Source organism: Duganella violaceipulchra (assembly GCF_019166075.1).
Lineage (GTDB): Bacteria > Pseudomonadota > Gammaproteobacteria > Burkholderiales > Burkholderiaceae_D > Rugamonas > Rugamonas violaceipulchra.
Window position 1 is genome coordinate 140,182 of sequence record NZ_JAHTGR010000002.1, and the last position, 16,730, is coordinate 156,911.

At 60.7% G+C, this 16,730-nt stretch carries 20 protein-coding genes; 13 read left to right on the forward strand and 7 right to left on the reverse strand.

Translation table 11 applies throughout. The features are described 5' to 3' along the window. Positions 1–50: 50 nt before the first annotated feature. Genes kdsB through KVP70_RS03495 form a run of 5 tightly spaced genes read right to left on the reverse strand, consistent with a single transcriptional unit; the run spans position 51 to position 3,156 of the window. On the reverse strand, positions 51–809 hold the full coding sequence (gene kdsB / locus KVP70_RS03475; RefSeq protein WP_262311756.1) for a 3-deoxy-manno-octulosonate cytidylyltransferase: 759 nt from the start codon (positions 807–809) through the stop codon (positions 51–53). 3 nt (positions 810–812) lie between these two features. Continuing rightward, positions 813–989 (reverse strand): Trm112 family protein, encoded by a 177-nt coding sequence (locus KVP70_RS03480; RefSeq protein ID WP_081632595.1) that lies wholly within the window; start codon positions 987–989, stop codon positions 813–815. After that, the gene (gene lpxK / locus KVP70_RS03485; protein ID WP_217940680.1) at positions 970–2,106 is read right to left on the reverse strand and encodes a tetraacyldisaccharide 4'-kinase; all 1,137 of its coding nucleotides are present in this window, start codon (positions 2,104–2,106) and stop codon (positions 970–972) included. Before lpxK ends, KVP70_RS03480 begins: the two co-directional genes overlap by 20 nt. Next, the gene (locus KVP70_RS03490) at positions 2,107–2,541 is read right to left on the reverse strand and encodes an ExbD/TolR family protein (protein WP_020705552.1); all 435 of its coding nucleotides are present in this window, start codon (positions 2,539–2,541) and stop codon (positions 2,107–2,109) included. It lies immediately after the preceding gene. 9 nt (positions 2,542–2,550) lie between these two features. Then, on the reverse strand, positions 2,551–3,156 hold the full coding sequence (locus KVP70_RS03495; RefSeq protein ID WP_217940681.1) for a MotA/TolQ/ExbB proton channel family protein: 606 nt from the start codon (positions 3,154–3,156) through the stop codon (positions 2,551–2,553). Between the two features lie 1,360 nt (positions 3,157–4,516). Here KVP70_RS03495 and xseA point away from each other — a divergent pair. The 13 genes from xseA (at position 4,517) to KVP70_RS03555 (ending at position 11,636) form a co-directional block, all read left to right on the forward strand. Continuing rightward, positions 4,517–5,878, forward strand: a complete 1,362-nt coding sequence (gene xseA, locus KVP70_RS03500; RefSeq protein ID WP_217940683.1) for an exodeoxyribonuclease VII large subunit — start codon at positions 4,517–4,519, stop codon at positions 5,876–5,878. 83 nt (positions 5,879–5,961) lie between these two features. Continuing rightward, positions 5,962–7,587 (forward strand): hypothetical protein, encoded by a 1,626-nt coding sequence (locus KVP70_RS03505; RefSeq protein WP_217940684.1) that lies wholly within the window; start codon positions 5,962–5,964, stop codon positions 7,585–7,587. Then, entirely contained in the window at positions 7,584–7,769 is a 186-nt protein-coding gene (locus tag KVP70_RS03510) for a hypothetical protein (protein ID WP_217940685.1), read from the forward strand. Before KVP70_RS03505 ends, KVP70_RS03510 begins: the two co-directional genes overlap by 4 nt. A 30-nt stretch (positions 7,770–7,799) precedes the next feature. Continuing rightward, positions 7,800–8,099: a type II toxin-antitoxin system RelE/ParE family toxin gene (locus KVP70_RS03515; protein ID WP_217940687.1), complete on the forward strand. Its 300-nt coding sequence runs from the start codon at positions 7,800–7,802 to the stop codon at positions 8,097–8,099. Next, complete coding sequence (locus tag KVP70_RS03520) at positions 8,099–8,398, forward strand: addiction module antidote protein (protein ID WP_217940689.1); 300 nt, start codon at positions 8,099–8,101, stop codon at positions 8,396–8,398. The genes KVP70_RS03515 and KVP70_RS03520 overlap by 1 nt, the downstream gene beginning before the upstream one ends. A gap of 69 nt (positions 8,399–8,467) precedes the next feature. After that, on the forward strand, positions 8,468–8,713 hold the full coding sequence (locus tag KVP70_RS35625) for a DUF7832 domain-containing protein (RefSeq protein ID WP_439897408.1): 246 nt from the start codon (positions 8,468–8,470) through the stop codon (positions 8,711–8,713). A 20-nt stretch (positions 8,714–8,733) separates the two neighbouring features. Beyond that, positions 8,734–9,018, forward strand: a complete 285-nt coding sequence (locus KVP70_RS03525) for a hypothetical protein (RefSeq protein ID WP_217940690.1) — start codon at positions 8,734–8,736, stop codon at positions 9,016–9,018. Positions 9,019–9,130: 112 nt separating this feature from the next. Further along, complete coding sequence (locus tag KVP70_RS03530) at positions 9,131–9,601, forward strand: hypothetical protein (RefSeq protein ID WP_217940691.1); 471 nt, start codon at positions 9,131–9,133, stop codon at positions 9,599–9,601. A gap of 185 nt (positions 9,602–9,786) precedes the next feature. After that, a complete protein-coding gene (locus KVP70_RS03535) occupies positions 9,787–10,080 on the forward strand; it encodes a HigA family addiction module antitoxin (protein WP_217940692.1) in 294 nt (97 codons plus the stop codon). A 160-nt stretch (positions 10,081–10,240) separates the two neighbouring features. Further along, positions 10,241–10,471 (forward strand): addiction module protein, encoded by a 231-nt coding sequence (locus tag KVP70_RS03540; RefSeq protein WP_217940694.1) that lies wholly within the window; start codon positions 10,241–10,243, stop codon positions 10,469–10,471. Continuing rightward, positions 10,468–10,770 carry a type II toxin-antitoxin system RelE/ParE family toxin gene (locus KVP70_RS03545; protein WP_217940695.1) on the forward strand — a complete coding sequence of 101 codons (303 nt, stop codon included), beginning with the start codon at positions 10,468–10,470 and terminating at the stop codon, positions 10,768–10,770. The genes KVP70_RS03540 and KVP70_RS03545 overlap by 4 nt, the downstream gene beginning before the upstream one ends. Positions 10,771–10,827: 57 nt before the next feature. Then, complete coding sequence (locus KVP70_RS03550) at positions 10,828–11,358, forward strand: hypothetical protein (RefSeq protein ID WP_217940697.1); 531 nt, start codon at positions 10,828–10,830, stop codon at positions 11,356–11,358. Between the two features lie 50 nt (positions 11,359–11,408). Then, entirely contained in the window at positions 11,409–11,636 is a 228-nt protein-coding gene (locus KVP70_RS03555) for a DUF6429 family protein (protein WP_217940699.1), read from the forward strand. A gap of 39 nt (positions 11,637–11,675) precedes the next feature. Here KVP70_RS03555 and KVP70_RS03560 read toward each other — a convergent pair whose 3' ends face one another. Next, entirely contained in the window at positions 11,676–13,859 is a 2,184-nt protein-coding gene (locus KVP70_RS03560) for a glycoside hydrolase family 3 C-terminal domain-containing protein (RefSeq protein ID WP_217941136.1), read from the reverse strand. 91 nt (positions 13,860–13,950) lie between these two features. Beyond that, on the reverse strand, positions 13,951–16,608 hold the full coding sequence (locus KVP70_RS03565; protein WP_217940701.1) for a TonB-dependent receptor: 2,658 nt from the start codon (positions 16,606–16,608) through the stop codon (positions 13,951–13,953). Between the last annotated feature and the right edge of the window lie 122 nt (positions 16,609–16,730).

The following is a 16,730-nucleotide window of genomic DNA, read 5'->3' on the forward strand; positions in this document are numbered from 1 at the left end:
GTTATATCAGTTGTAACTGACTACTGGCTGACGCGCCTGTTTGATGCAAATCAATAGAACTGACGAACGCGCACCAGGTCTTCCGGCGTGTCCACCCCGGCCGCCGGGGCCGAGTCGGTCACGTGGACCGCGATGGAATAGCCGTGCCACAGCACGCGCAACTGCTCCAGTGCTTCGATCGCTTCCAGCGGCGACACCTCCAGCGCCGGGTAGGCTTGCAGGAAGTCGTTGCGGTAGGCGTACAGTCCGATGTGGCGGAGCGGCACGTAACCGTCCGGCAGCGTGGATTTAGACTGCGCAAAGGCGTCGCGGTTCCAGGGTATGGTCGCGCGCGAGAAATACAGGGCCCGGCCGGCCTTGTCCAGCACCACCTTGACCACGTTGGGGTTGAAGGCGTCGGCGGCGTCGTGCAGCGGGTGGGCGCAGGTCGCCATCGGCACGTCGGCGTTGATGCACGCGGCGGCCGCCTGCAGCAGCGCCGGATCGATCAGCGGCTCGTCGCCCTGCAGGTTGACGACCACGGCGTCGGCCGGCAGGTTCAGCGCGCGCGCCACTTCGGCGATGCGGTCGGTGCCGGACGGGTGGTCGGCGCGCGTCATGCACACTTCCACGCCGTGCTGCGCGCAGGCGGCGCGGATGTCTTCATGGTCGGTGGCGACGATGATGCGGCTGGCGCCGGCCTGCTGCGCGCGCTCGGCCACGCGCACCACCATCGGTTTGCCGCCCAGGTCGGCCAGCGGCTTGTTCGGCAGGCGGGTCGAGGCCAGGCGGGCCGGAATGATGACGACGAACGGGGACAATGAGGACACTGCTTAATCCGCCTTGTCTTGCAGGGTGCGCGCCTCGTCGGCCCACATGATGGGGATGCCGTCGCGGATCGGATAAGCCAGGCGGTCGCCCTTGCATATCATTTCCTGGGCTTTTTTATCGTACTCCAGGGGGCCTTTGCAGACCGGGCATACCAGGATATCAAGCAATCGAGCGTCCACGACATTTCTCCACAATTTGGTCGGCCAGCGCGCCGTCGAGGTGCGCCGTCACCGGGACGACCCATAGTCGCGGGTCGTCTCTGAGTTCTTCAATTTGCGCACATTTTACTGCATCCTTCTCGGTCATCAAGATCAGGTCCGCATCGAGCGCGGCAAACGGGCGGTCCTGGAAGTCGTGATGGTCGGGCAAAGGCAGCTCCGTGATGCGCAGGCCGGCGGCCTTCAGCATGCCGAAGAAGCGCGCCGGATTGCCGATGCCGGCGGCGGCGGCCACGCGCAGGCCGGATTCCGCAAGCGTTGAAAGCGAGCGGCGCTGTGAGCGATCGACCAGCTGTTCGGCGTACTGGCCCACCAGCGTCATCTGGATCGGGTGCTGGCCGGCATGGTTCAACCCCGCACCGCAGCGAACAGGGGTCTGACCCCGCACGGGGTCAGACCCCGCCTCCTGGGGGGGGCAGCCGACGGACCGCGCCAGCTCCTCGGTCAACACCGGGGTGTTGATGACGGTGAAGTCGCGCCGGCGCGAGACCGGCTCGCGCAACGGGCCGGCCGGCAGCAGCCAGCCATTGCCGGCGCCGCGGCCGTCGAACAGGATGATTTCCACGTCGCGCTGCAAGGCGTAGTGCTGCAGGCCGTCGTCGGTCAGCACGATGTTCACGTCGGGATAGGCGGCCAGCAGCGCGCGGCCGGTGGCGGCGCGGTCGCGGCCGACCATCACCGGACAGCCGGTGCGCTGCTGGATCAGCAGCGGCTCGTCGCCGACCTGCGCCGGCGTCGACAAGGCGGTCACCTCGCGCGCGTGGTCGCCGTCACTGCCGTGGCCGCGCGAGATCACGCCGGGCGTCATGCCGGCCGCCTGCAGGGCCTGCACCAGCCAGATCGTCAGCGGCGTCTTGCCGGTGCCGCCGATGTAGATATTGCCCACCACCACCACCGGCACCGGCAGCCGCGAGGACTTCAGCACGCCGGCACGGAACAAGGCCGCCCGCAGGCCGCTGAGCGCGCGGAACAGCAGCGACACCGGCCACAAGGCGCACGCCAGCGGCCCGCGCCGCAGCCAGTTACGCGTCAGCGTCGTTTCGAGCGCGGACGTCTTGGTGGGAGTAGAGGTAGACACTTATTTTGCGGCACTGGTCTGCGCGGCAAAGGTCAGCTTTTCGTAGCCTGCGATGCGCGCCGCTTCCATCACGTTGATGACCATCTGGTGCATCGCGAACTGGTCGGCGTTGACGATCACCACCGGCGACTTGCCGCCCGCCCCGCCCTTGTCGGCGGCGTTCTTCATGGCCTGCGCGAAGCCGGCCACGTCGTGGAAGGACACCGGATCGCCGTTGATCGTGTAGTTGCCCTTGGCGTCCACCGTCACGTTCAGCTCGAACGGCTTGTCGGTCGCCTTCTGCGCGTCGGCGGTCGGCAGCGTGATCTGCAGTTCGGTGAACTTGCTGTAGGTGGTGCTCACCATCAGGAAGATCAAAATCACCAGCAGCACGTCGATGAACGGGATCAGGTTGATCTCGGGGTCTTCACGGTGCCGGCCTTTGCGGAAATTCATGCGGCGTCCTTACTTGCGCTTGCAGTGCACGACATCGACAAATTTCACCGCCTGCTGTTCCATCTCGATGACGAGACTGTCCACCAGCGCGCGGAAGTGACGATAGAAGACCAGCGTCGGCATCGCGATCGCCAGGCCGAAGCCGGTGTTATACAAGGCCACCGAAATACCGTGCGCCAGTTGCGCCGGGTTGGCGCCGGTCGCGTTTTGCGCGCCGAAAATCTCGATCATGCCGACCACCGTGCCGAACAGGCCCATCAGCGGCGCCAGGGTCGCGATGGTGCCCAGCGTGGTCAGGAAGCGTTCCAGCGTGTGGGCCACGCCGCTGCCGGCCTCCTCAATGGATTCCTTCATCACGTCGCGCGGCGAATCGATGTTGCGCAGCGCGGCCGACAGCACCACGCCCAGCGGCGAACTCTTCTCCAGCTTGTCGATGACGTCCGGCGTGATATTGCCGCCGCGGTAGACCTGCACCACTTCGTCGAGCAACTTTTTCGGCAGGATCTTGCTGCGGCGCAGATAGAGCAAGCGTTCGATGATCAGGGCAGTCGCGACGATCGATGCGACCAGCAACAACCAGATAGGCCAACCGGCAGCTTGTAATATGGCGAGCAAAAGGAACTCCTGTCTAGATAAACACCCGAAGGCGCAATGTATCTTGTTGGGCCGTCCTCGGCAAGTGGTGGATGACTGCCGGACCGCCGTCCTCAAGGCGGTCATCGTACAACCGTAAGAGTTCTGCACATTTTCTGTGGACAATTGTGTGTGCAATGCCCACCTACCCCATTCAAGCCATTGATTTTAAAGAAGATAATTTCAAAGCTTAAAAATGACGCAATTGATGACTACGGGCCCGCTTTTTGCTCAGCAAAAGTTATGCCCAGTTATGCCCATATTCTGTTGATAAGATTGTGAGCAAGGCAGGCCATGACCATCCAAGTCATTGATTTCAATCAAACTTATACCCTTGCGTAAAAATCTGGCATATGGCCATATCCACACCCCATCCATTGCCTTTCCAATAATTTCAGCCACCAAAAGTGGCCATCGACCGACGCCGGCCGAGTTCTGCACAAATAATGTGGATAAGATTGTTAGCAAGGAACCCGACTGTATACAAAGTCCTTGATTTATAAGGGTATTTTTTCCATGCGTAAAAAAAGCGCAGCAAAAAACCGCCAAAAACACTCGCCGTCGGCGCTGCTGGGCCTGTGGACTTCTGCACACATAATGTGGATAAGATTGTGAGCAACGCCTCCCACATAGTGAAAGAGCCTTGATTTATAAGGGATTTTTTGCCGTGAGTAAAAATAGTGCAGACCTCGGTTTTTGACCGTTTTTCATAGCTAAAAGCCAGTTCTCCACCGCTGCGGTCGCGTCCGCGAGCGATAATGCCTGCCTATCGCCAGTAAGCGAACACTTCTGCACATTTTGTGTGGATAAGATTGTTAGCAAGGCTGCGCAGTGCGGGCAAAGTCTTTGATTTATATCGTTTTTATTGCCATGCGCAAAAATGAAGCAAGCGATTTTTTATCCCCAGGCCGAACGGCGACCGGCGCGCCGGCCCACATCGCCCTTATTCATCGTCATGCGTCGCCTGGGGGCAAGTCGGGAGTTTTGCACATCTTCTGTGGATAAAAGTGTGTGTAATGCCCTGCATCACTATCTAAGTCATTGATTTGTCACAATATACTTTCTCTGCGTAAATTTTAAGCATGATAAAATCAACAAGAAGAAAATAGCTATCGATCACAAAAGTTTCACACATCTTTTGTGGATAACTTTGTGCGTAACTGCTGGTGGCTGCGGCAAAGTACTTGATCCGTAAGGGTTTTTCCTTGTTGCACGCAAATACGGCAGAAATGTTTACCCTTTAAAATCATATACCTACCTATAATACTTACCGCTTTAGATACTCTATGACCGCTGTGTTACAAAAATAACAAAGTGTGGATAGTTTCAATTTTTGAACTTTATGAACTTCGACGACCGTAACGACACCGCCCCCGCCGCCGCCCCTGTCATCAGCGTTACCGCGCTCAATCAGGCGGTCGCGCGGCTGCTGGAGCGCAGCTTCCCGTTGACGTGGATCTCGGGCGAGGTGTCCAACTTCACCAAGGCCAGTTCCGGCCACTGGTACTTCACGCTCAAGGACGACGCGGCCCAGGTGCGCGCCGTGATGTTCCGCGGCCGTGCCCAATACGCCGGCTTCATTCCGCGCGAAGGCGACAAGGTCGAAGTGCGGGCGCTGGTGACCTTGTACGGCGCGCGCGGCGACTACCAGATCAATGTGGAGGCGATACGCCGCGCCGGCGTGGGCTCGCTGTTTGAGGCCTTCCAGCGGCTCAAGGAGAAGCTGGATGCGGCCGGCCTGTTCCACCCGGAGCGCAAACGCGCCTTGCCGTTGTTCCCGCGCACGGTGGGCATCGTCACCAGCCCGCAGGCGGCCGCGCTGCGCGACGTGCTGACCGCGCTGAAGCGGCGCGCGCCGCACGTGAACGTGGTGCTGTATCCAACGCCGGTGCAGGGCCAGGGCGCGGGCGACAAGATCGCCGCCGCCATCGATACCGCCTCGCTGCGCAACGATTGCGATGTGCTGATCGTCTGCCGTGGCGGCGGCAGCATCGAGGATCTGTGGTCCTTCAATGAGGAAGACGTGGCCTACGCCGTGGCCAACTGCCGCATGCCGGTGATCTCCGGCGTCGGCCACGAGACCGACTTCACGATCTGCGATTTCGCCGCCGACCTGCGCGCGGCCACGCCCACCGCCGCCGCCGAACTGGCCGTCACGCCGCGCGCGGACTGGATGGCGTCGCTGCGCGCCGACGTGGTCGACCTGCGGCGCGCGATGCGGCGCAGCGTCGGCGAGGCGTCGCAGAACCTGGACAACTGCACGCGGCGCCTGCTCAGCCCCGGCGCGCAGATCCGCCAGCAGCGCCTGAAGCTGCTGGCGCTGTCGACCGCGATGACGCACGCCAACCGCGCCCCGCTGTCACAGGCGCGCTTTCAACTGGATCGTTTGAGCGGCCGCCTCGGCGCGCGCAGGCCGGATGTGACGGCGGCGCGTTCCAAGCTGTCGGACTTCCGGCATCGCGTGACATTGAGCGTCTCCACGCAGCTGACGCAGCGCCGCGACGCGCTGGCGGCGCTGTCCGCGCAGCTGGAGCTGCTGAACCCGCAGCGCACGCTGGAGCGCGGCTACGCCATCGTCACCGATGACCTGGGCGCCATCGTGCGCGCGCCGGCGCAGCTGAAGCCGCGCAGCACGCTGACCGTGCGCCTGGCGGAAGGCAGCGCCAAAGTGGGAGTGGAATCGGTGCAGCCTTCGCTGGACTAGATCGACCGGGTGGTATCAACGGCCGCTTGTGCCGCGATTGCATTTATGATATTTTTTGCGGTCGTTCACAGCATCCACTTGCCATGAAAATTCCGCGTACCTGGCTGCACCTGCTGGGCGCAGCGCTGCTGCCGCTCACCGCCCACTCGGCAACGGTGGACGTCGACATTAAACTGATTTCCGCCGACGCCCTGGAAGTGAGCTTTGCACTGCCCGAGCATTGCACCGCCCTCGCCTTCCTCAAAGACGAACGAGGCGGCCAGGAGATCCGCGCCGCATGGCAGAAGCAGAACGATTGCGCCACTGCGGAAGGCGATCTGCTGAAGAGCGCAGGCGCCTGCACCGCGCGCTTCCGCGTGCCGGCGACGATGCAAAAGATCAGCGGCTATCCCGGTTCCTTCCCCGCCCCCGGCGGCATGTACGTCCACAGTTCCAACTACGCCCTGGCCGACAGCTGCGGGCCGGTGCGCTACCGCTACCTGGCGCCGGATATCGTCATGGACGGCCAGCGCTACCGCGACACGGCAAGCGCCAACGCCGCCACCGGCGGCGACACCGCCGCCATGCTGATGCTGGCGCCGCAGACTTCGACCTCGCTGGATTACTTCGATCCGCGCTTGTCGGCGGCGACGGTCGCGCAAATCCGCGAGGTGGCCGATGGCACGATCTCCTATCTGAGCCAGCAACTGCCGCTGGCGCGATTCACCCGGCCGGTGATTGCCGCCATCGCCGCCAGCGAACCTGGAGGGCCCAATGTCGGCGGCGACGCCAGCAACATCCTGCGCCTGACCTTGTTCAATTGGCCGCAGGTGCAAGGGCCGGACGAAAAATCCAAGTTGACGCTGCTGGTGTCACATGAATTCAGCCACCGCTTTCAGTTGCGCGACGCGGTCGATGTCTATCCCGACGCGCGCCTGATCAACGAAGGCGGCGGCGAGTTCCTGCGCTGGCTGACATCGGTGCAGCAGGGTTGGCTCACGCGCCAGGAAGCGGCGGCGCAACTGGACAAGGCGCTGGCCGAATGCATCCTCTACACCGAAGGCAAAAGCTGGCGCGCGCTGACGCCGCGCCAGATCGGCAGTCAGCGGCTTGAATACCTGTGCGGCCTGCCGGCCTACGTCTACAGCCTGGCGGAGCGCCAGGGACCGGGCACCGCGCTGGCGCGCTTCGACCGCTTCTACCATCAGCTGCGCCAAGGCCAGGTGCCCGACTTCGCGCAGGCATTGGAATGCGGCGACATGCCGGCCTGCAAACCGCAGGTGCTGCCGGCATTGCTGACCTCCACCGCGACCATGGAACAGCAGTGGAACGAAGTGCTGCCCAAGACCGGGCTGGCCACGCTGCGTACGCCCAGCCAGGGCTTGCGGGACCGGATGGTGCTGCGCGCCGTGGTCAAGCTGATGGTCGACGATTGCGCCGGCCGCAGCGGCACCACCGAGACGCCGGAAGGCATCATCCTCGATGGCATGACGGTCTGCAAATCGATCCACAAGGACAGCTACGCGACCAGCATCGAAGGTCATCCGGTATTCGGCGACGCAGGCACCGGCCCGGCCATGACCAACGCCTGCCTGGCGCGGCACGAAGTGGCGTTCGGCCTAAAAGACGGCGGCAGGCTGGTAGTGCCCTGCCAGACGCCATATCAAATGCGCACGGCGTTCTACGCCATCGATATCGACAGAGCCTTGTCCCAGTTGCTACGCGAATGAGCCAGGCCATAAAGAAAATCGAATTACGCCGGCAACTGGCCACTTGCTCGCTATTGTCCGGCGTGGCGGCGTTGATCATTTTTTGTTTTCATCAGCCGCCCTACCTCGCGTCGCTGCTGGCCGGCCTGCCGTTGCATTTTCAGGTCGCCACAGGCTTGTCCCGCAGGATCACATTTACTTGACTTTCGTATCTACTTGGATACAATCAAGGTATGTTCACCGTAAGGCAAACACAAGAATTCCAAGACTGGCTCGATGGTCTCAAGGACAAGAAGGCGCAGTTACGCATCGTCGCAAGGCTACGATTGGCCGAGGCCGGGAATCTTGGTGATTGGAAACCTGTCGGAAGCGAAGTGTCAGAGATGCGCATCGCCTTTGGCCCAGGCTACCGTTTGTATTTCACTAAACGCCAGAATGTCCTGATCGTCATGCTGGCAGGCGGTGACAAATCAACTCAGGCAAGAGATGTCAAACGGGCACAAAAAATCTTGCATCAGCTGGAGCTTGAATAATGAATACTTCTAAGGCCAAAACAAAGCTGCTCCCATTCGACGCGGCTCGTTACCTCACAGATGACGAGGCAATTGCCGAGTACATGACGGCGGTCCTTGACACCGAAGATACAGAACTTTTTCTTCTTGCGCTCAGTGACGTCGCACGTGCAAAGGGTATGGCGCAAGTTGCCAAGGATGCGGGACTCGGACGGGAAAGCCTTTACAAGGCACTGGCGCCTGGCGCAAAGCCACGTCTCGAAACCATTCTCAAAGTCGCTCGTGCACTCGGCGTTAAGTTTTCCGCACACCCTACATGATACCGCGCTCCCACTCTAGTGGACAGCCTTTGGCTATCGCTCGGCAAAACCTAAGCGCAACATGGCAAAATGCGACGACGCAAGTGGGCACTCCGGCGGGACATCCCCCAGGACCAACCAGAAGAACACGGCGGCACCCACATCGCACTTTTTCTGAAGTGGTGCTTCATCAAAGGATGGGCTGGCAAGCTTCACCTAGACGAGGAACCTGAAGCGGTAGCGGCTGTAATTTCCGGTACTATGCCAGCGACTGAGTTTGCTTTTGGCCTTCAGTTCCAGCGGACGCCTAACTCTGCCGCTGAACAGTCACGTTGAACGACAAAAAAAGGAATTGTGTGAACACGTACAAGTACCGCATTTATTACGAATGGCAGGGACGTACCAAGTCGGATCCATTTGCCATTGAGAAGTCGCCTGAGGAAATTGCGAACGCGCTGACGCGCGCTCCGTTTGAGTTCAGCGTTCGCCTTTCAGATCGAGATGCGACCGTGAGATCGGAACCCAGCGCGAATTTAAATGAAATTATTCTAGTCGTCACGACTATCGAAAGCGAAGATGGAGTAGATCTCGCACTCGTCGCGACTTTAAAGGACTGGCGCCTCTTCGGAGATAGGCTTTGACAGCGGCAATGCGAATAGTGCGCCCCCGACCTTCAGTTAAAACAGATGCCTGACGGCACCGCTGAACAGACATGTAGGGCGATGGCGTGTGTTTTTTTTTGAAGGAGGGGCTATGAAATGGATTGCATTCGTCAAAATTGCACTTCTGATTCCGGCTACAAGTTTTGCTGGCTGTGAGATCTACATTTCGGACGCAACTGTGAAGGCAGTCAACGTCGATCTTCGGGACCGGGCGAAGAGCATTAGTGCTATCGCCAGCGGGTACCGCAGATCAGATCCCTCGGAGGCGACGTGGCTTATGCAGTTGACGACATCAATTTACGAAGCAGATATTGAACTCAGTCATTTGCGCGACCTGATCATCATTCGTAACGGCGTCACTGGAATCGAAAATCAACGTCTCGTGAAAAAGGTATTCGCGATTGCTTTACTTGGGGCATCCGAGAAGGCGCAAAACATTAAAGATTTACTGCTTGGAAGTACGTCAATTTCTGCGAATCCTGCGGTAGCTTCGGAAATAGCCCGCGCGGTGCCGGTGCTTGAAAAGGTGGTACATATTGGCGATTCATGCAGCACCCCATAAAGGTATTGGCTTGACCCAACTCTACAGTCAACTGGGCAGCCTCCACGCCGCGCGTTCCAGCAGCCAGTTACTTTTTCGTTAGAATTCCCTGATAGGTGAGCGGTTTCTGTGCACGGCAACTAGCGCTTAGCGTTTGAGTTCAAAAGCGGTAACGCGTACGTTCTAGACTACGAGGATTATCACTAATGGTCATGTACACCCCTCCTCACCCGGGTGAGTTTATCACCGAAATCTATCTGGAGCCCAATGGCATCAGTGCCAGTGAGCTTGCGGTAGTGCTTGATGTTGCGGCCTCGACCCTTAACCGCATTCTCAAAGGAACGAGTCGCATCACGCCAGAAATGGCGCTTCGGCTTTCCAAGGCCATTGGCCGTTCGCCCGAGAGCTGGCTCGCTATGCAAAACAATCACGATCTTTGCTTGGCTCGGCTGCACGTCAATCTACAACGTGTTGGCAAGCTCAAGCTGGCAACGGCATAACAATTCGTTCCCCCCAACCGCCGAGGTCTGGCTTGTCACAAACCAATCGACCTGGGTCGACGGCGGGTTAGTTCAGGTGTTAGCCGTCTCAATCCCGAGTCTCAATGCTTCGACGTCTCAAAAGGTATAGACTGTTGGTGTTAATTTCGGGGAGATAGTCATGAATGACAAAGTGAAAGAACTCGCGCAGCGCGGCATAGCGCTCTCGACCGAAGATCGTTCACGCCTCGTTGACCTCTTGCTTGAATCGCTCCACGAGTCACCTACAAACGAGGTGGAGGCTGCTTGGGCTATTGAAATTGAGCGGCGATTAGCAGCGTACGACAGTGGAGAAATACAGAGCGTCGCAGGGGAAGATGTTTTTGCCAAAGCGCGAAGCCTTGCCCGATGATCAAGTTTCGGTTTCTCCCTGATGCTGAAGCTGAGCTACTGAAGGAAGTAATGTATTTCTCAGCTGCCGGTACTGGCCTCGGTATCAAATTTCAACGCGCGGTGGAATCTGCAGTAAACATGGCCGTCGCCAATCCCACTGGTGGAGCTCCGTCAACGGGCGGAACTCGCCGGCGACTTGTAAAAGGCTTTCCATTTAGTGTGGTGTATCGGGCGAGCGCGACTGAAATCTTAGTAGTCGCTGTCGTCCATCATCGTAGAAGGCCTGGTTACTGGGTCAGCCGTATCGAAGGCGGCTAACCTTTAGTTCCAGCGGACGTCTGCCGGCGCCGCTAAATTCTCGCGTTGGGGCCCAGAATGAACTGGAATATGGTTACTGATTCCGAACTCGCGCACCAGTCCGTGTCGGAACGATTTTTGGAGTATGCGAAGGCTTATCGAAACGCAGCTTCAGTACTTTGTGCGTCAATGATATCGGAAAGGTCAATGTGCACATGGCCAAATGCCAACGTAACTCTGCTACTTGCGGCCCATGCCACAGAACTTTTTCTGAAAGGTGCAATTCTTGCGAAAGACCCGACAGCTTTGGTCGAGCATCATCTCCTGGATGATCTGAATACCGAATACAAGAAGCGATTCGTTGAGCCTTCTTTTGAATGGGACATTCCGTTCAAGACCGAGTGGGGAGAGCTTACTGAGGCTGAAATTCGAGCACTCAAAAAGACGACTCCGGTTCCAAGCATGCTATACAGATATCCTGTTGCGAAAGGCGGTAAGGAGTGGAATGGTGCGTTCGGTTTTGAACCAAATTTATTTGCTTCCACTCTTGATCAACTTGGACTGGATTTTCAAAGAATCATGGCACGTATCGCCCAACAAAAGGGTTGAGTCGGACTGATCAGATACGGCACAGCTATTTTAGTGCAAGGAGATGCATCATGAATCTTGATCCCCAAAAAATCGACGACGCCATACTAGCGCTGCTACAACTTGGACTCCACGACGACGTCCGGGTTTGGAAGACCTTTGATTGGGATGCGATGAATCGGCTTCATGCGAAAGGGCTAATTTCGGACCCAGTCGGAAAAGCAAAGTCTGTCGTACTTACTGAACATGGCATGGCCGAATCCAGCCGCTTACTGGAACAACTTTTTGGGGCGGATTGATGTGCACCGACGGAGCGCATCAATCCGCACTGACAATTCCTACGGCTTGAACGTTCGCGCCTCCAGGGCGACGTTGATGCTGGCCGCGCCGGCATCGGCTGCGCTGCGCGCCAGCAGCACCTTGTAGCTGCCCTTGGCCACGCGCCAGCTCTTGCTGCCGCTGTCGTAGGTCGCCAGCAGGCGCGGATCGACCGTCACGCTGACCTCCCTGCTTTCGCCCGGCGCCAGCTCCACCTTGTCCCAGCCGGCCAGGCGCTTCGGCGCTTCCCACTTCGCGCCCTGCGGCGCCACGTACAGCTGCGGCACGTCCTTGCCCTTGACCGCGCCGGTGTTGGTCACCTTGAAGCGCAGTTGCAGCTTGCCGTCCTTCTGGCTCGCGGCCAGGCCGGAATACGCGAACTGCGTGTATGACAAGCCATGACCGAACGGGAACAAGGGCTTCAAACCCTTCAGGTCGAACCACTTGTAGCCGACCGCCGCGCCTTCGTGATAGGTGACGGCGAAGCGTGTCCTCTCATCCTTCGGATCGCCGTCCAGCACCGGCCGTGGCAGCTGCGACGCCGACGCCGGATAGGTCGCCGGCAAACGGCCCGACGGATTGACTTCGCCAAACAGCACGCGGGCAATAGCCTCGCCGCCGCTGGTGCCGGCGTACCACGCTTGCAGCACGGCGGCGCTTTGCTCCAGCCACGGCATCAGCACCGGACCGGAAGTCTCCAGCACCACCACCGTCTTCGGATTGGCCTTGGCGACGGCGGCGATCAGCGCGTCCTGATTATCCGGCAGCGCCAGCGACATCGCATCGAGCGCCTCGCCGATCCACTGCTGCGCGAACACCAGCACAACGTCGGCGTCGGCCGCTGCGCGGGCGGCGGCTGCGGCATCCACGCCATCGAGGTAGACCACCTTGGCGCCCGGCGCGCGCGCCTGGATCGCCTTCAGCGGCGACGACGGATGGTAGACCACCGGACCGGGCCAGGTGGTCGGGGCGATGCCCGTGACGGCGCTGCCGCCGACCGGATACACCAGCGACGAACCGCCGCCGGCCAGCACGCCCACATCCGCATGCGCGCCGATGACGACGATCTTCTTCGCGCCGGCCTTCAACGGCAGCACGTTGCCGGCGTTCTTCAGCAGCACCATGCCGTCCTCCGCATCGCTGCGGCTGACCAGCGCATGCGCCGCGAAATCGATCGCTCCGCCCTCCGCCACCGGATGATCGACCACACCCTTGTCAAACATGGTGCGCAGGATGCGGAACACCATATTGTCCAGGCGCGCCTGCGGCACATGGCCGTTGGCCACAGCTTCTTCCAGCGCGTTGCCGAAGTACCGGCTCTTGTCGAACTCCCAGGCCGATTGCTGATCGAGGCCGTTGTTGGCGGCGGCCACGGTGCTGTGCACCGCGCCCCAGTCGGACATGACATAGCCTTTGAACCCCCAGTCCTGCTTCAGCACCTGGTTGAGCAGATAGTCGTTTTCGCAGGCATAGGAACCGTTCAGGCGATTGTAGGCGCACATCACAGAGCCGGGCTCGGCCCGCTCCAGCACCAGCTGGAAGGCCAGCAGGTCGGACATGCGGTTGCTGGCGTCGTCGATGCGGCTATCGAGAATGAAGCGGCCGGTCTCCTGATCGTTGACGGCGAAGTGCTTCATCGTCGCGATCACGTGATTGGATTGGATGCCCTTGATCTGCTGCGCCACCATGGTGCTGGCCAGCAGCGGATCTTCACCGGCGTATTCGAAATTGCGGCCGTTGCGCGGCTCGCGCAGCAGGTTCACGCCGCCCGCCAGCATGACGTTGAAGCCGGAGGCGCGCGCCTCGGCGCCTATCATCGCGCCGCCGCTGTAGGCCAGCTTTCGGTCCCAGGTGGCGGCGGTGGCCAGGCCGGATGGCAGCGAGGTGCGTTCGCGCGGCGTCTTGCCGGCTTGGCTGGCGACACCCAGGCCGGCGTCGGTCTCGAACAGCGCCGGCAGGCCCAGTCGCGGCACGCCGGCGATATAGCCCGCCGATAAAGGCAGCGCGGCCGGGTTGCGCTTCTTGTCGGCGAAGTCGTTGCCGAACCAGCCCATCACCCAGCCCAGTTTTTCCTGTTGCGTCATCGCTTGCAGCGCCAGCGTCGCGCGCTGGTCGGCACCCAGCTTGGCGTCCAGCCACGGACGGTCGGCCGGAACGGTGTCGGCAGCGTTGGCCGACAGCGCGCCGGCTATCGCCAGCGCCATCGCCAGCAAACGAAGATTCAAAGCAGATTTCAAAGTGTCTCCTTGTGGTCGAGGCAAACCACGGCGGCCGCAGACGCCGTGGCGCTCCAAGTTAGTAGTTGATGCCGAGCCGCACGCCGACCGTGCGCGGTTCGATATAGCCGGCCTGCATCTGGCCGCCGGTCGCCGCACCACCCCAGGTCTTGGCCCAGGTATCGCTGACGTTGCGCACATAGCCGTCCAGGTTCCATTTGTCGTCCGGGCTGATCAACTTGAGCGAGACGTCGCCCTTGGCGTAGCCCTTCTGCGACAGGCCGATATGCGGGTCGTCGAAATTGAGCAGGTCAAAGTATATCTTGCTCTGGTAACGCATTCCGCCCCAGGCCACCAGCTTGTAGCCGCTGTCGAGATTGAAGTCCTGCGACAGGTTCAGGCCGAAGGTGTACTTCGGCGCGTTCGGCAGCGTGTTGCCTTCGAGGTTGCGGGCGCGGCGGCCGCGCAGGCGCGCCTCCGGCCCGCTGTACATCGCCGGGCATTGCGAGGCCGACTTGAACTCGATGCGCTCGTTGCACAGGTAGCCGTCGTTGTAGGAATCGTAGTCATGGATGGTCGGCTTGATGTAGCTGGCGAAGCCGCCCAGCTTGGCGCCGGCCCACGGTTTGTAGTCCCATTCGATTTCCACGCCGGGGATGTTGACCTTGGCCACGTTGACGGTCTGCCAGCCGTGCTGGATGTCGCACGCCGGATCGGAGGTGCATGGGCTCTTCGGTATGATCTGGGCGAAGAAGTTGTCGCCGGTGATCTGCATGTCCTTGTAGCGCTGGAAGAACGCCACCACCGACAGGCCCAGACGGTTCTGCAGCAGCTTGGCCTTGTAGCCCAGCTCGAAGTTGATGACCGTCTCCGGGCCGTACGGCGTGTAGGTGATGTTGGGTGTCGGCCCGCTCACGCACACCATGCCGCCGCACAGATCGTGCTTGTCGCCAAAGCCGCCGGACTTGTAGCCGGTGGAGATCGAACCATAGGCCATTTCCTGCGCGTTGATCTGCTTGCTCAGGCCCAGGCGCCAGGTCAGTTTGCGCCAGCTGTCGGCATGGTCGTTCGGGGTCGGATCGCCGAAGCCGAGCAAGGCTTGCGGGCCGTTGTTCGGCCCCATCGCCGTGGTCAGGTCGTTGCCGTTGTGCGGACGCCAGCCGGGCGAACCGGGCACGCCGGGATTGATCAGGCCCAGATAGTAGGCGTTGGGGAAGCCGCCGCCCCAGCTGCCGCCGCCGTAGTTCATGCCGCCCTGGTCGGATTTGCTGTCGCGGCTGAAGCGGGCGCCGGCGGTGCCGGTCCAGGTCGGCGCGAAGCTCCAGTCGGCCTGCGCGAAGGCGGCCTTGGCGTCGATCTCGCGGTCGGGCTGCGCGTAGTACTGCGAGATCGGCGCGCCGTAGGGGCCGTAGACCAGGTTCTCCTGCGAGAAGTTGATCTGGTTTTTCTCGTGCATCCAGAACAGGCCGGCGACGTATTTGAGCGCGCCGAAAGTCTGCTTCAGCTGCAGCTCGTTGACGGTGGACTTGTAGCGCGAATCATGGGTGCGGGTGGCGCTGTCTTTGACCGGCCAGGTGCCCCAGTTGCCGCCAGACGGCAGCGGCAGGCTCGCTTCGATCTGGAACGGCAGCGGATGGAAGCCGTTGTCGTCGTCGTGCACCTGGCTGCGCTGCTGGTCGGCCCAGGCGAAGCCGTAGTCCAGCGTGGTGTTGGCGTTCACGTTCCAGGTCGCTTGCGAGCGCACCGTGTTGATCGTCATGTCGGTCTTGCCCGGCACGTTGATCAGCACATCCCACTGGCCGCGCGTGCAGGCGTAGCGGGTGCCGGCGGCCTGGTCGCAATCGCGCACGTTGACGTAGCCGGCGCCGTTGTTCTGGAATTTTTCCGCCGTCAGCAGCCATTCGACGTCGCGCCCGAACTTCATGCGCGCGGCCAGGCGGCCGGCCCATTCGTCCTGGTTGTTGTAGGCGTGGGCGGCGTCGACCCTGGTGTTGTAGCGCTGATCCACCAGCGGCGTACCGGCCGGGAATACCGCGCCGAAGCCCTTGTCGCTGTAGCCAGTGAAGTCCTGCAGCTGGTTCAGGCGGCTGTCCTTCTTCACTTTCATGAAGGTGGCGCGCAAGGCCAGGCTGTCGTTGACGGCGATGTTCTGGATCATGTTGAGCTGCTTCATGTGCAGGCTGCCCATCTCGTAGGAACTGCTGCCGTAGGTGCTGCCGAATTCCGGCTTGGCCGGAATGATGTTGATGCTGCCGGCGGTGGAGTTGCGGCCGAAAAGCGTGCCTTGCGGGCCGCGCAGCACTTCCACCTGCTCCAGGTCGAACATCAACGCCTGCGCGCCCTGCGGACGCGGCGAGTACAGGCCCGCCACGTGCAGGCCGGCCGACGGGTCGCCGATCTCGGTGAAGTTGGTGGCGCTGATGCCGCGGATGGTGATCTGCACCGCCGAATCGTTACCTTCGGTCATCTGCACATTGGGCAGCTCGCCGGAAATGCCCTTGAGCGTGGTGATGCCCTGGCGGGTCAGCTTGTCCTGGGTGAAGGCGGTGACCGCCAGCGGGGTTTTCAACAGCGAGGTGGCGTAGCGGGTGGCGGTTACCTTCACTTCCGGGATGCCGTCCTTGTCGATGTCGGCGCCGACGACTTTTGGCGCTGCAGCAGCTGCGGCCGCATCCTCCGCGGCGGCAAAAGCGTGCTGCGCCGTCAGGCTGAAGGCGCCGGCAATTGCCAGGCTCATTAATGTTTTCTTGGTCATCGCGTGCAAAATAAGTCTCCTGCTTTTATAGGTGTAAAAAAGCCGGCCCCTGTATCGAGGCCGGCAACTTCGCGGCGGGCGAAGCGATGAACTTGTCGCTGGTC